The 13,529-nt window shown below is 51.1% G+C and carries 11 protein-coding genes and 1 pseudogene; 5 read left to right on the top strand and 7 right to left on the bottom strand.

Features of this window, described 5'->3' with window-relative positions; genetic code table 11:
• Positions 1-27: 27 nt before the first annotated feature.
• From BBBF_RS04290 to BBBF_RS04300, 4 genes are read right to left on the bottom strand one after another with little or no spacing between them, the layout of a single operon-like run.
• Positions 28-3,387 (bottom strand): DEAD/DEAH box helicase family protein, encoded by a 3,360-nt coding sequence (locus tag BBBF_RS04290; protein WP_021648675.1) that lies wholly within the window; start codon positions 3,385-3,387, stop codon positions 28-30.
• Positions 3,387-4,049: a hypothetical protein gene (locus BBBF_RS09840; RefSeq protein WP_126436133.1), complete on the bottom strand. Its 663-nt coding sequence runs from the start codon at positions 4,047-4,049 to the stop codon at positions 3,387-3,389. Before BBBF_RS09840 ends, BBBF_RS04290 begins: the two co-directional genes overlap by 1 nt.
• Positions 4,015-4,350, bottom strand: a complete 336-nt coding sequence (locus BBBF_RS09240) for an Eco57I restriction-modification methylase domain-containing protein (protein ID WP_021648673.1) — start codon at positions 4,348-4,350, stop codon at positions 4,015-4,017. The genes BBBF_RS09840 and BBBF_RS09240 overlap by 35 nt, the downstream gene beginning before the upstream one ends.
• Positions 4,347-5,324 (bottom strand): hypothetical protein, encoded by a 978-nt coding sequence (locus BBBF_RS04300; RefSeq protein WP_033509667.1) that lies wholly within the window; start codon positions 5,322-5,324, stop codon positions 4,347-4,349. The genes BBBF_RS09240 and BBBF_RS04300 overlap by 4 nt, the downstream gene beginning before the upstream one ends.
• 139 nt (positions 5,325-5,463) lie before the next feature.
• Between BBBF_RS04300 and BBBF_RS09305 the strand changes: the two genes are divergently transcribed.
• From BBBF_RS09305 to BBBF_RS04315, 5 genes are all read left to right on the top strand, one after another.
• Positions 5,464-6,486 carry an SIR2 family protein gene (locus BBBF_RS09305; protein ID WP_021648671.1) on the top strand — a complete coding sequence of 341 codons (1,023 nt, stop codon included), beginning with the start codon at positions 5,464-5,466 and terminating at the stop codon, positions 6,484-6,486.
• Positions 6,487-6,500: 14 nt separating this feature from the next.
• A complete protein-coding gene (locus BBBF_RS09545; RefSeq protein WP_021648670.1) occupies positions 6,501-7,160 on the top strand; it encodes a helicase HerA domain-containing protein in 660 nt (219 codons plus the stop codon).
• Between the two features lie 29 nt (positions 7,161-7,189).
• Positions 7,190-8,383, top strand: a complete 1,194-nt coding sequence (locus BBBF_RS09845) for an ATP-binding protein (RefSeq protein WP_021648669.1) — start codon at positions 7,190-7,192, stop codon at positions 8,381-8,383.
• Positions 8,384-8,540: 157 nt separating this feature from the next.
• The gene (locus BBBF_RS04310) at positions 8,541-11,018 is read left to right on the top strand and encodes a GmrSD restriction endonuclease domain-containing protein (protein ID WP_021648668.1); all 2,478 of its coding nucleotides are present in this window, start codon (positions 8,541-8,543) and stop codon (positions 11,016-11,018) included.
• Positions 11,019-11,083: 65 nt separating this feature from the next.
• Entirely contained in the window at positions 11,084-11,281 is a 198-nt protein-coding gene (locus tag BBBF_RS04315) for a hypothetical protein (protein WP_033509668.1), read from the top strand.
• Positions 11,282-11,542: 261 nt separating this feature from the next.
• Here the strand turns inward: BBBF_RS04315 and BBBF_RS10590 are convergent.
• The 3 genes and pseudogenes from BBBF_RS10590 to BBBF_RS04330 form a co-directional block, all read right to left on the bottom strand.
• Positions 11,543-11,638 (bottom strand): annotated as a pseudogene (locus BBBF_RS10590) (RarD protein); the annotation flags it as partial.
• 483 nt (positions 11,639-12,121) lie between these two features.
• Positions 12,122-12,358, bottom strand: coding sequence for an EamA family transporter (locus BBBF_RS04325; protein ID WP_021648665.1), 237 nt, complete (start codon positions 12,356-12,358; stop codon positions 12,122-12,124).
• A gap of 105 nt (positions 12,359-12,463) precedes the next feature.
• Entirely contained in the window at positions 12,464-13,384 is a 921-nt protein-coding gene (locus BBBF_RS04330; protein WP_021648664.1) for an alpha/beta hydrolase, read from the bottom strand.
• Positions 13,385-13,529: the final 145 nt, after the last annotated feature.

The raw sequence follows: 13,529 nt of genomic DNA on the forward strand, positions 1-13,529 counted from the left end.
GCTTTGTCATCGACTCAAAGTGCTTCGCTATTCTTCAAACGCTTTGTCCACGAACTCAGCAAGTTTGCCTTCTTTCGCGAGCTGGGCGGAGTCAGCCATTGCGAAGTGCGTGTGCAGCCCCTTACCCAATTCGTTGTCATATCCGAGGATGTAGTGGGTCGCGATTTGATAGATAATCTCGGTAGGCGCGATGCCATACACCTGGTGTTCGAGGATATGCGCCAGACGGATATGGTCATCCGGGAAGTAGCGGCGCATTGCCTTGCTGTTGTACAGGCGCTTGATGATTTCGGTGATATACATGCCCGATTTCATGTACAGGTCGGCGAACGTGTGCGTCGGATCGTCGAAGCAGCCGGGGTTCTCCTGCTCGAGCATGTCGATCATCTTCACCACGACTTTGCGCGGGGTGAAAATCTGGTTGGTCTTCTGGGGCGGCACATAGTCGAAGATGTCTTCCTTGTGGGACTCATCGAAATAGTCGGCGAGTCTGCTGCGCAGATGAATGAACTCCACAATCGAATCGTTGAAGACAACAGAGTCGAACAGGTGACCGTCGAAATGCTCCTTTTCTCCGGTTTCATGGTCCGTCACATCTCCGCCGTCGCGCAGGAGCCTGAACTGATCTACGGTGATGCTGGTGACATCCTTGAACACGTAGTCCGGGATGATGCTGTCGAACGATTCAAGGGTGGTGTTCTCATCTCCGTAGGCCATCAGGAACGAAGGAATCGTGCGGGAGAAACCACGCAGATGGTCGCGGATGCCGTCTTCGATGCTGTTTTTCTGAGCTTCCTTCTTCGCGGTCTCGATCTCACGCACCACGGTTTCGCCGGCGGATTGAACTATTTCGCTGCGAGACTGCTTAAGATTATCAATAAGATTCAGACGAGCGGCTTCAATCTGTTCGTCATGTGCCTGATTGATTTGCTCTTCCTCAGCTTGGCTCCCGGCATTTTCGAGTGCTTGCGCACGGTCACGTTCGATACGGTTCTTCTCAATGTTGTAGTCGCCGTACTCGCGGTTGATGCGGTTATTCACATCGGCCTTGATCTTACGTTCGACCTTCTTCTGTTGGGAAGCCTTCATATCGGAGCCGTAGTTCTGCTTGGCGGCTTCGACCAACGGTTCGGCGACGCTGACGCCAACAGCTTTCTGGAGATCGGCAAGGAAATCCTCTTCGGGATTCTCCGGTTTCTCGGAGACAATGGAGTCGATCACGGAATTAAGTTCGTTGTTGATATTGCCATACACTTTGTCCCCGAACAGATCCTTGGACTTGCCGATGACCTGCTCATTCGGAATGGACACTTCGCCGTTCTCATCGAGATTGAGTTCATCGGCGGTTCCTGCCTTGACTCCGAGGTCTTCTCTCGGAGCCTTGTACGGTTCCAGCTGCTGCAGGGTCTCAATCACTTCGGCCGGAGCATGGAAGATGTTGCTGATGTTCTGGAACAGGAAATCACACATGAAGCCGCGGCGCACAACCTCGCGCGAGTGGATCTTGCGTGGGATGGAGAGCACCTGTTCGGCATCCAGATCCACCATTTCGCCGTCTTCGTCTTCGCCGATTACGGGGAAGAAGTTCAACAGCCGACGCACGTTCTGTTTGCGTGAGTCGGTATCGCCGCCTCCACATGTGGTGCCGGAATACAGGTCGTTCGCGTATTCCTCGAACACAGTCAGCGAACGTGCCGGGTCAAAATCGAACACGTACGCGTTTTCCTTACGCTGGTATTTGCCGTTCCTGTTGAATAGGCAGGGGTTCTGCGCGCGGAACGCGGCTTGCACGTACAGCGCCGGGCTCTTCATGTTTGATAGCATGAGCACGCCTGTCCATTCGGGAACCGTCACGCCTGTGGTCAGCTGACCGACCGACAAAGTGATGGTCTTCGTCTTGACACCTTCTCCGCCCTTCTCCGCTTTGGCTATGGCGTTGCGGACCTTGTCGAACGATTTCTCGTTCTCCTCGTCGTCATCGATTTTGCCATCCCCGGCCGCAAGGATGATCTCATAGTCCTTGAACACTTCATGCTGTCGGAGCATTTTTGCAAGGGCTCGGGCAGAATCTACGCGGTTGAGCATCCAGAACGTGTGGCGCAGCTCGTCACGCGACTCTGGCGTGGAGAACGGGTATTTCTTCTGTGTGGTCAGAGCGTCGAGGAAACGCTTCACATCGTCATAGTGAACGAATCGCCCATCCTTTGTCTCGAAGAATTCGTTCAGATCGAATGCGTACTCGGTCTGCTCACCATCGATCTGCATGCCCTTCGCCACTTCGTTCTCGATGATGTCGGACATTTGATACGTGAACATGTTGAGTTTCGGCAGGTTCTCGTATGGGTTGCGTAGTTCCGGATCGTTCCAGTCCCTTTTGGCCTGCTGCTCGTCCGCATATGTCCAGTTGTAGATCGCGTTTTCAGGGAACTTGTCGTTCGCGATGGCCTTGAATGGCGTTCCCGACAGGTGCAGTGTGTTCCTGCGCTTGATATGATCGAACGCCACGTCCGTCTTGTACGTGTCCACGCCTTCGTGAGCTTCATCGATGACGAGCAGGTCATATTCGTATTCCGCCACATACTTTAGCTTGTCGTAATGGCCGCCGAACTCGATGGAGCCCTTCAGATCCTGCAGACTGATGAACTCGATGGAGCTCGGAAGCTTGCCCTTGCCTGCAAGATGCAGGTATTCATCGTGGCTGATGCAATATGGCTTGCCAGCCAAAGCGTCCACACTGCTGATGAACCGCCAGCCGGAATCGGTGCCGACGAACTTGACATAGTCGTCATACCAGGAATTCGCAATCGCGGGACGATTCGTCACAACGAGAATGCGTTTCGCCTTGCCGTCCTTTCCTGGCGTGGGAAGGCGCTTGCAAAGGTCATAGGCGGCAAGAGTCTTGCCGAAACGCGGCTTCGCGTTCCATAGGAACTCGCCTTGCTCGTGCAACTGGAAATAGTCCAGGGTCTTGCTGATCGCAGCTTCCTGCTCGGCTCGCAGTTCATAATCGGAGGCTCCGAGACCGTCAAGAATTCCATGATTCTCGCGAAACTCATGGAACCTGCCCTTGGCGTTCGGAGGATTAATCTCGAACCATTCGGTGCCGGGCTGATCATTGATGCCGAGATTGCGCAAATAGGTATGGAAATCAGTGTCATGAAACACTTCGCCAGTGTCCTCATAAGTGGCATTGCCATGCCATTCGAGTTTCGCGATGACATCTGCCGTATGAGTTTGTTGCGCGATACGGACGTTTACGTCCTGCTCGGTATAACCGATTTTCGTCCAGCCGTCATGACGGCGGATTTCCGGAGTAGTGTATGCATAAATCTGGGGGAGTGCCGGTTGAGTGCTCTTGACCTTGCCTGTGATATCGGAAACGCTCATCAGTTCATCTCCTTGATCATCCTGTTAATGAAGGCTATTTCTTCGGAGGTCAATTTATACTTCTTGAACAGCTCCTCGTCAGTCCATTGCTTGGTGAAATCTTGTGTGGGAACAAATGCAAAAGTAGCCTTACTGATTTGTTGAGTCATGGCAATCTGAGCGAGAAGGAAACGGGTAAATTTTGTTTTCAGATACGTCATGAAATTATCGGCTTCATCTTCGGTGTCAAAGGAACCGGCAACAAGATACGTTTCTGAACAGATAGTTTTTGGCGGAATCTTCTCCATCGTAGATAGGATTTTGAATTGCCCATTTTTGTCAGGTTGACCTGCGTGCTCAGCAGACAAACGAGAAATAATGATTTTCCATTGATCGATCATGCCAAATCCAGAGATGACGTCTTCTCTGCGGAATGGTCCAACGCCTTTGTTGTACCGTAATGTTAATTTGCCGCTAGATGAAGGCTTTGCTGTAGTGGAAAGACCAAATGGCTTTCTGGAGGAGACCATCTTGTCGAGGGTCGATTCTTTTAAAGAAGTTACTTTTTTAACGATGCGTTCGGCTACTGGGTAACGGATTAGTGTTTCGAATTCGTTGAGAAAGCGCTGGCAGTCTGTGGTAACTCCGTTATGCGTATTGGAATAGTGGCAGCCCCCCCTCATAGCTTTTATCGCGTACAAAAATGCACACTCCACCTGCGATATCCGCGTCGGGGAATACGTCGAGCGAATTGGTGTAGTCGGCCAAGCGACGAATATGCGAGTCATTGAGCATTTCCTGACGGAATTGATCTAGGCCCTTTCCGCCTGAATACCACTTGGCCGGAATGATCAAGCTCAGTACAGAGGGGTCAAGTTCTTTGACAGCATCGATAAACTTGTTATAGACGGGAGTTGCGCTGGCTCCCGCTCCGCCGTCCTCCATCTGATATGGAGGATTGCCGATTATATAGTCGAACTTCATTGTTTTGCTCCCTTCAACAGTTGGCTATATGATAACGAAGTTTTTGCTCTCCAGTCGTATAACCGGACAAATGCTGGTACGTCTTGCGAATTGGGTTCATCAAGCATGGTCAGCATGTCGAGCATGTCGAATTCGACCTTCTGCTCAGGTGGCTTACGGAATGGTATCGTCTCGGTCAGTCCATCCATCTGCCAGAGGTTCCAGACGATTACATTCGCAATCTGCTTGAGATGCTTCTTGTCCGGGTCGGTGCCGAATCTGTTGCGGTAATGATCTACGAAGGTAAGCAACAGGTTTGCGCGTGCGATCAGCAGGCTGTCGCCTTGGAATTCGTAGCCGTATACGCTTTGGAATGCCCGCAATGTCCACTTCCACCACGTCAGGTCATCTTCTGTGTGCTCATCTACGATACGTAGTTTGCGATCAAGCAGGCCAATGCGTTGACTGATGGGCAGCATTGCTCCTGTAGCGGCGTCGTAGCGCGATACCAGGAACGGGGCTTCACCGCAGGTGATTTCCAATCGGCGGCTGTCCACATAGTCATGCCAGCCGTGCTTTTTCGTAGAGGGGAACGTGATTTTTCCCTCCGTAGGAATCCAGGAATGGTCTTCCTGCTCCGTATTGAACACGTGCTTTCTTCCGAACCATTCCTCATCAAGATTGTTGACCATCTGGTTCACCATCCATGATGGTGTGAATACCTCGGCTTTTGCTTTGGTGCGGTCTGTCTGCTCATCCAAGCTTTTCTGTACTCGTGGCACAATGCATACGGTGGGGGTTTCGCCTGAAATCTGCTGGGCAAGTATCGGCGCTGCTTCCGTGGCGGTCGGTTCAGCGTCCACGTACGCATCAGTTGCGTAGATGATGTTCTGCTTTGTGCTCTTGTCTTGTAGGAGAGTGTCCAGTACATTCTTCACCGGATATGCATTGAAATCAATGAGCGGTGTGTATTGGGTCTTGTCCGTATTGGTCATGCTCGTCCTCGGGGAATGGTCACTCATTGCTTGTCTAAGTATATATACGAGGTATATATACGAGAGTTCGAAAGTGGTGTGTCATGAGGTCTTGGGTGCTAGCCTTAGCTTCCAAGAATAGCTTTAGAGGAGAAACATCATGCCAGTGTCGGAAAAAGAGATTATAGAGCGTTTGCCCGATTGGATCGCCGAAAAGAAGACGAGTTTTCTCTTCGGTTCAGGGACCTCCGCGCCGGGAATGCCTTTGATGAACATGTTTCCAGGCAAAAAAGATGGTTCCACGGACGTAGATGGTCTAATGTATGAGATAATCAAGAGAAATAAATTTCTAATTGGTGCTAAAATGAAAATAAATGTCTCTGAAGAAGAATCTAAGGCTATTCTTGGTACATTAGGTGCATATAAAAAGTTTATCGAAATTCTTCTTGACATGCTTGGTAATGTTAATGCCAGAGAGCGTCATAAAAATATCAATATTTTTACGACTAATTATGATTTGTTTATTGAAAAAGCAGTTGATGATATTTATGAGAGTGGATCAACTGCCCCTTTTATATTCAATGATGGTGCTCGCGGTTATTTCAATAGGTTGTTGGATAATTCGAATTTTGATACTACGACTGCTTATAAAGGGAGATTTGATAATTATATAAATGAACTGCCATCCATAAATCTTGCAAAGATTCATGGATCGGTGAACTGGAAGAAGCAATCCGAAGATATGATTCGGGTTTGTAATTACGTTGTTAGAGATAAGCCTGAGAAAAGGGAGACGGTTAAACCCGATGGGAACGAGCCAAAGGCTACAACTTTAAAGAAACACTATTACGAAATGCTGCGTTTCTTTGAATATGAAATGTCGGAAAGCGCGGAGAACATTGGCAATGGTTCACTGCTTATAGTGCATGGTTTCTCATTCGGTGATAAGCATATTGTTCATGCCTTGAAGAGAGCGCTGGAAAATCGTGAGCTACTTGTTATCATTGTGGCTTATACAGACAATGATGTCGAAGTAATTAAAAGAAATCTCAAAGATTTGGCTGAGAGAAAGAATCTGCGTTTTCTGTGCCCAAAAGACTTTTCTTTCCATGGAGAGGAATTTAGTCGATTGGACCTTAATAACTTTAATAAAATTATTGCCGGAAAATTGAAGTGTGCCTAAGGATGAAGAAATTTGTGAAGCAGGGTGAAAAGGAGCTCGGTGTTGTTGTATCAGTTGACTCCGACGAAGCAGTAGTAGGTATGTACAATGTGACCAATGGTGCTTCGTATTTCATAGATGGGGAAGAGATTAATGGTATAAAAGTCGGTGCTTATGCGATTCTTAAACAGGGTCGGAATCGTATTGTAGTAACGGTTTTATCGGAAAAAGTACGTGACCAGTTAAACACCATTAATTCAAAGGAGTTCGACAACCGTTTTCATGCTCAATCGATTCAGAGAATAGTAAGAGTCAAATCTCAGGGTGTAATAAAGGAAGGACAGTTTTCTGTAACGAGTTCTACTGTTCCTATGGTAGGTAATGTCCTTGTTTCTGCATCTTCTGAAGATATCGCAGCTATTTTTTCGCGTGGTGTTGATGAGGAGAAGTCCGTAACTATTGGTCGTTCGCTCATGGAAAATCAGCCGATTAGAATTCCGATTAACGATTTTTTTGCTTCACATATCGGTATTTTCGGCAATACGGGAAGCGGTAAATCAAATACTTTGCACAAACTTTATCTTGAACTATTCAGTTCTCCGTATGGTAATGCTGCTTTAGGAAAAGCATTTTTGCGGTTATTGATTTTAACGGTGAGTATGGAAGCGGAAAAGTATTTGGAAAGCATCAAGTAAATGTTTTTGATGGTGCGAAACGAAAAATTTTGATTGACGAAAATATTTTCTTTAATGCTAACGTATTAAAAATACTTGCTAAAGCTACCGAAAATACACAATCTCCATTTCTGTCTAGAACTTTAAAACAATGGGAGGAGCATGAGAAGAATATATGCTCTGATATGCAAATAGGACTTTTAAAAAAATGTTTGCAGCGTCGTGATATCGCGCTCGTGGAGGAGTGGCGTAGCGTAGCAAGAGACGTGCTTCAAGAAAATTCCGACGATAAAATTGATTGCATGAATGTACTTGAGACAGTTTCCTTATTCAAAGGAGATAGCTTGTCTTATTTAACTAATGCTGGGACTGGATTTATTAATCAAGGGCGTTCTTTAGATGAGGTATCTTCTCTTAAGAAAAACGATAACTCTGGAAAGTATGTGTCATGTATTCCGTCTAGTGATTTGAAACTTGAAGCTATAGGACAAGAATTAGAAGAAAAAGGTAAATCTCTTGATTTATTTGATTCTTTTTTGGTTTTTATAAAATTTCAAAAAATATATGATGCAATGTATAAGGGAATGCAGCTTGAATGGTTAAAGCCCGTAGTGGGAAGGTTAGAGAGGCTTTTCTCTTCTGTTAAGAAATACGCTGAGATAATAAAAAACGCCACTGAATGTTATACAAAAGGAATAAGCGTCTTTAATCTAAAAAATGTTGATACAGAGTGTAAAGAGACTTTTGCTCTGTTGCTTTCAAAAATGCTTTATGAAAATAAGAAAAATGATTCGAATTGTGCTTCCGTTCATCTGATAATTGATGAGGCTCATAATATTCTCAATTCTTTCAAATCAACTCACTCTGATGTGTGGGAAGACTATCGTCTAACTACTTTTGAGACAATGATCAAAGAGGGACGAAAATACGGCTTTTTCCTTACAATTGCATCTCAACGTCCTGCAGATATTTCTCCGACAATTATGTCTCAGATTCACAACTACATCATTCATAAATTAGTGAACGACAAGGATTTGCAGATGCTGGAAAATACGATGCCAACTTTGGATGCTTTCTCTAAATCACGAATTCCCACTTTAGGAAAGGGTGAGGCCGTATTGACTGGACGTGCATTTGGAATGCCATCGTTGATTAAAGTTGATTATGAGGAGTATTCGCGTCCTGATTCTGATGATGTCGATTTGATCGCAGCGTGGAGTGAGAATCCTGAAGCGTCTAAGTGATGTTTTATAGGTGGTATAGTCGCCGTGATGCATGCTTGATTTGCTGTATGGCGAAGTAAATTCGCTATGTAGTAGGGTCTGTCTAGTGGGGGGCATATTTGTTTTTTAGTGTGAGCATTAGTATGTGGCAGTTTGAAGGCGAAACGGAGGAATCACCATGGACGCTGGCAAGAAAATCCTGCTGGACCTATTGACCGGTTCGCTTCGGTTCGTGGTTCCGGTGTATCAGCGCAGATACTCATGGGGCGAGACGCAGTGCTGGCAATTGTGGGCTGACATCGTAACGGCCGGCCGGCATCCTGACAGAACCCATTTCACCGGGTCGATCGTATGGATGCAGGAGGGCGGCATCGGCCCGGACGGCGTCAGCCGTTGTCTGCTCATCGACGGTCAGCAGCGGCTCACCTCGGTGACCCTGCTGCTCATCGCCTTGGCAGAATACGCCCACGAACACCCGGGGAACCTGCGCTTCTCCACAGACATGATCATCGACCGCGGTTATCTTGTCGACAAGTATGCGACTGGCGAAGGCCGCTGCAAGCTGACGCTTTCCGGCGACGACCGGGACGTGCTGCGCGGCATGTGCGACCATGTGCTTGCCCTTGACCGGCCGAATCATGGGAACCAGGCCGGAACAACGTCCCGGCTGGAAGCGAACCTCGATCTGTTCCGTTCCCTGGTCGCCGCAATCGATGACGTGAACACGGTGTGGAACGGACTGCAACGCCTTGAAGTCGTGTCCGTCACCCTGGACCAGGGACGCGACGAACCGCAACTGGTATTCGAGTCGATGAATTCCACCGGGCTTGATCTGGAGACTTCCGACCTGGTACGCAACTACATGCTCATGGGATGCCCCATAGCCGAGCAGAACGCCCTGTACGCCGACTACTGGCTGCCCATGGAGCGTGTGCTCGGCAGTCTCTCATTCGACGCGTTCCTGCATGACTGGATGGTCGTCACGTTGAAGAGGCCCGTGTCCAAGAACCGATACATGTACTCGGAATTCAAACGTTTCGCAGCCGACAGCTCCCTGCCGCGCATGGAACGCACACGCGGGCTTCTGGAGAACATGCTGGAATATGCCGGGTATTATGCCGCCATCAAAGGCATCGCGTCTGCCGGCAGCGGCGACGCGAACGTGGACCGCCGTCTCGCCTCGATCCAAACCCTGGACAGCACTGTTACGGATCCGATGCTCCTGTACATGTTCGCGGCATGGAAGCATGAACGCATAACCCGGGACGGGCTGCTGCGCATGCTCGCGGATCTCGAATCGTATCTGTTCCGCCGAATGGTCTGCTCGGTATCCAGCAACGGACTGAACAAGCTCGTCCCGTCGTTGATCGCCAAGCTCGAATCAGTGGAAGACGATCCGGCCGAAACCTTCGCCGCGCTGCTCCTCACCGAAACCGCCAAAGCCACGCGCATGCCCACGGATAAGGAATTCAGGCAGGCACTGCTCGGCGAGAATCTGTACCGCCCGGCCTCGCGCTGCAAATATCTGCTCGCCGGATTGGAAAACCACAACCATCCCAAGGACCCGCGGTCCTTCGACGAATACACCGTCGAACACATCATGCCACAGAACGCCATGGCGCATGCCGAATGGCGCGATATGCTCTCCGACCCCGGCCGATTCCCGCTGCTGGTGAACAGTCTGGGCAATCTGACATTGACCGCATACAACTCGGAACTTTCCGACGGAACATTCGAACAGAAGAAGAACCGTGCGATCGGCGGGTATAGTAGCGAATACCTGTCCATTTCCGCCGAACTGCACGACGCCACGCAATGGGATGAACAGGCGATCGCGCGGCGCGGCGCGCGACTTGCCGATCTTGCATTGCAGGTGTGGACAAGCCCCACAGCGGGGGAACAGGCTATGCAGACTCTCCGCAGCAGGAACTTGAGCCAAGGAGAGCGCGAACAGAATGCCGTCGATTTCGCCGACTTATGCAAGAGAGGGATCCTTACAGCCGGTGACATGTTGGAAAGTCGGTATGCCGGCGTAACCGCCACGGCAACCGTAACCGAAGACCATCGCATTCGCCTGTCCAACGGCGAGATATTCGATAGCCCATCCGGCGCGTTCCGCCGCGCCAGAATGCTCGAAACCGGCGAGAACAAGCAGATCAACAACGGTTGGACAGTGTGGAAAGTCGCGGACGGCAGAACCTTGGACGAACTGCGGCAAGTCAGCAACAATATCTCACTGCGGCGCAGCTTCTGGAATGGCCTGTATAGATATGCTGCAACGCGGCCCGACTTTGTTGCTGTATACGGCGACCCATCCGGTCGCAAGACGAACAGCGACACATGGATCAGCTTCGGCGTAGGCTCGGGGTTCTGCCACCCGGATGGAGCGTTGAATATTCGAGACGGCTACATTACGGTCGACCTGTATTTCATCGACACGTTCCAGTACACGAAACTTTACGGCATGAAGGATTCCGTTGAACGGATGCTGTCTGCTTTGGGCGAGGCGACTTGGGACGAGCCGGAAGCCGACAAGAAGAACCGCCACCTTTTGGTACGGCATGATGTGGATTTCTCCGGCGGTATGACGGAAGCCTACCAATGGATGACGGACGGGTTGCTCGCCATGCGCAGCGTGTACGATCTGCTTGTCTGATTGCTCGATCTGCTACGTGTTCAGCACTGTATAGAATGAGCATAACCATCCGAAAAGAGGCCGCCATGAAATACGGGATGAGGAAACCCAGTTGGAAGAAGAGCCTGTCCGCGCGTACGAAGGGCCGCGCCACCCGTGCGGTCAAGCGTGCGCTGATTCCCGGTTACGGCAAGAAGGGCATGGGATGGCTGCATCCCAAGCGCAAACTGTACAACACGGTCTACAAGAAGACCACGTTCAGCTTGTTCGACCTGTTCAAGTAGTCAGGGCTAAAGGGGGAAATCACATGTGTTCCAATCCAGACACGTACGAGTTCCGACTTTCATTAGACCTTCCTCAACAGAGCGCCGTTCCTACTGATACGTTTTCTGCCTTGCGAGAAGTCCATGAATATTCAGCGGAGAACGGCCCGCGTTTCCACACGGCTGCTGAGATGTTTGATTCTCTGGGAATATGACAGGTCCCGCCATGCGAACATTGCGCATGGCGGGATCTGGTTTTGTCGCTGTTGAGCTGTCGGACACTCAGGCGAGCATGACCTCGATGTTGTTGCCTTCCGGATCGTGCACGAAAGCGGCGTAATAGGTCGGTCCGTAGTTCGGGCGCAGGCCGGGCTGTCCACCGACTTCGTTCGTATCCTCGTTATCCTCGGCACTTTCGTCGTATTCTTCGCTGAACGAGTATCCCAGATTGCGCGTCATCGCATTCTCGATCACGTCATAGGCCCACATGCGTTTGTCATCATATCGAGCGAAAGCGAGTGTGCTGGAAATCAACAGCATGCTGTTCAGTGGTTCCCATTGCCGCATGTCCTTGTCGTTCTCGGCCTGTGCAATGGCGTCCAACGGCACGTAGCGTTTGAGCAGACCGTAGACGGAGAAACTGGCGGCGAGCACGATTGCCATCCACGGGAACGTCGGTGACTGCGCAGTGAACGTGCCCACGCCCAGCGCCACGTTGAGCAGAGGCGTAGTCAGGTACGCGATTGAGGTCTGCAGCGCCTGGCCGTTGACCACCAGATATATGTACAGCAACCAATTCACGCTGATAGCCGTGGTGGCGGCGAGTTCCAGCGCGAACAGCCTTTTGCTCCGCTGTGCGCGTCAAAGCGCGGCGATCGCGCGATGATATGCGCGATAGCGGCGGAACGCCATCAGCAGCGCAATCATGACCACCAGCGTGGCGATCAGCCGATACGCCAGCACGCTGATGGCGTTCATGCCGGACAGCGCGTGCCAGTACAGCGGCAGCACGCCCCAGCCGATATTGGAAACGAGCAGCGCGGCAATCCCCATCCGCGTCTGCTCGACAGCACGAACCGAAGTCATACCCGCCACCATAGTGCCTGATGTGCCACTGCCGTGCGTGTGCTCACACGGCATTTGTTAGAAGCTTTTCCGGGAATCGAATACAAGTTATCCCCGACCCAATACGGTCCGATTATCTCAGCACCGCTCCCGAATGAAATCGAAGATCATATCGAACACCTGCGGGCTCCAGAAGTCGTGCTCGTGTTCTGCGCCGTCGACCAGCACCAGCCGCGAGTCCACGCCGTGTTCAAGAAGCCTCTTGTGCATCTTGACCGACTGCCGGTAGGGGACCACGGTGTCGGCGGTGCCGTGCAGCAGCATCGTCGGCGGGTAGGCCACCCCGTCACGCACCTGCAGGTACGGGCTCATGTCGGCCGCCCGGCGGCGCACGTCGTCGCACAATCCGGTTTCATGGGTCGCCCCGACCACTGCGGCGAACGGGCCGAAATAGTACAGCCGGAACGGGTCATCTTCGTTGCCGAACGCGTCGATCGCCTCCATCATGTCGGTGGGCGGGAAGCAGCTGACCACGAAGCTCACCGCGTCGCTTTCGGTGGCATAACTGCCGTCTTCATACCGCGGGTCGTCGGCAGTGAGCCCCACCAGCAGAGACGTGTTGCCGCCGGACGACGTGCCCCAGATGCCCAGCCGCTCAGGGTCGATGTGCCACTGCCGCGCGTTCGCCCGCAGGTACCGGATCGCCGCCTTGACATCCTTCAGATAGGCAGGGAACACGGCACTGGCGTCACGCGAGGCGTTGCGATGGTTCACCGTCGCCACCACGAATCCCTCTCGCGCCAGTTCGGATAGCTGCGGGATCTCGTAATCACGGTCCGGTGTGGTCCACGCGCTACCCTGCACGAACACCACGGTGGGGTAGCGGCGGTCATCATCATCGCCGGTGGATTGCGGCGCGATGATGTCCATCACCAGATCATCGGCCCCGGTGCGATACGCCACGTTGCGGGTGAGCCGGGCCAGGCCGGTGAGCGTGGGATTATTCGGTACGTGGACGGTTTCGACGGTTCGGTCTTCTGACGGCGTGATATTCGGCATGAGGCAATGTTACAGCGAATGGTTCTCAATAAGAAAGGTGCGAGTCCGTTATGTGAGGAAACGAACACGGATTACTTCATAAGCCCGGTATTTTGCCGGTCTCTGAAATGTTCGATTGTGCGGAAATGTTCGGAATCCTCGCACT

The sequence above is a fragment of the Bifidobacterium bifidum ATCC 29521 = JCM 1255 = DSM 20456 genome (assembly GCF_001025135.1).
Lineage (GTDB): Bacteria > Actinomycetota > Actinomycetes > Actinomycetales > Bifidobacteriaceae > Bifidobacterium > Bifidobacterium bifidum.

Bases quoted from the DNA above. Each gene is read 5' to 3' on its own strand.
- BBBF_RS04290 (WP_021648675.1), bottom strand. From the start codon at position 3,387: ATGAGCGTTTCCGATATCACAGGCAAGGTCAAGAGCACTCAACCGGCA.
- BBBF_RS09840 (WP_126436133.1), bottom strand. From the start codon at position 4,049: ATGAGGGGGGGCTGCCACTATTCCAATACGCATAACGGAGTTACCACA.
- BBBF_RS09240 (WP_021648673.1), bottom strand. From the start codon at position 4,350: ATGAAGTTCGACTATATAATCGGCAATCCTCCATATCAGATGGAGGAC.
- BBBF_RS04300 (WP_033509667.1), bottom strand. From the start codon at position 5,324: ATGACCAATACGGACAAGACCCAATACACACCGCTCATTGATTTCAAT.
- BBBF_RS09305 (WP_021648671.1), top strand. From the start codon at position 5,464: ATGCCAGTGTCGGAAAAAGAGATTATAGAGCGTTTGCCCGATTGGATC.
- BBBF_RS04310 (WP_021648668.1), top strand. From the start codon at position 8,541: ATGGACGCTGGCAAGAAAATCCTGCTGGACCTATTGACCGGTTCGCTT.
- BBBF_RS04315 (WP_033509668.1), top strand. From the start codon at position 11,084: ATGAAATACGGGATGAGGAAACCCAGTTGGAAGAAGAGCCTGTCCGCG.
- BBBF_RS04325 (WP_021648665.1), bottom strand. From the start codon at position 12,358: ATGGTGGCGGGTATGACTTCGGTTCGTGCTGTCGAGCAGACGCGGATG.
- BBBF_RS04330 (WP_021648664.1), bottom strand. From the start codon at position 13,384: ATGCCGAATATCACGCCGTCAGAAGACCGAACCGTCGAAACCGTCCAC.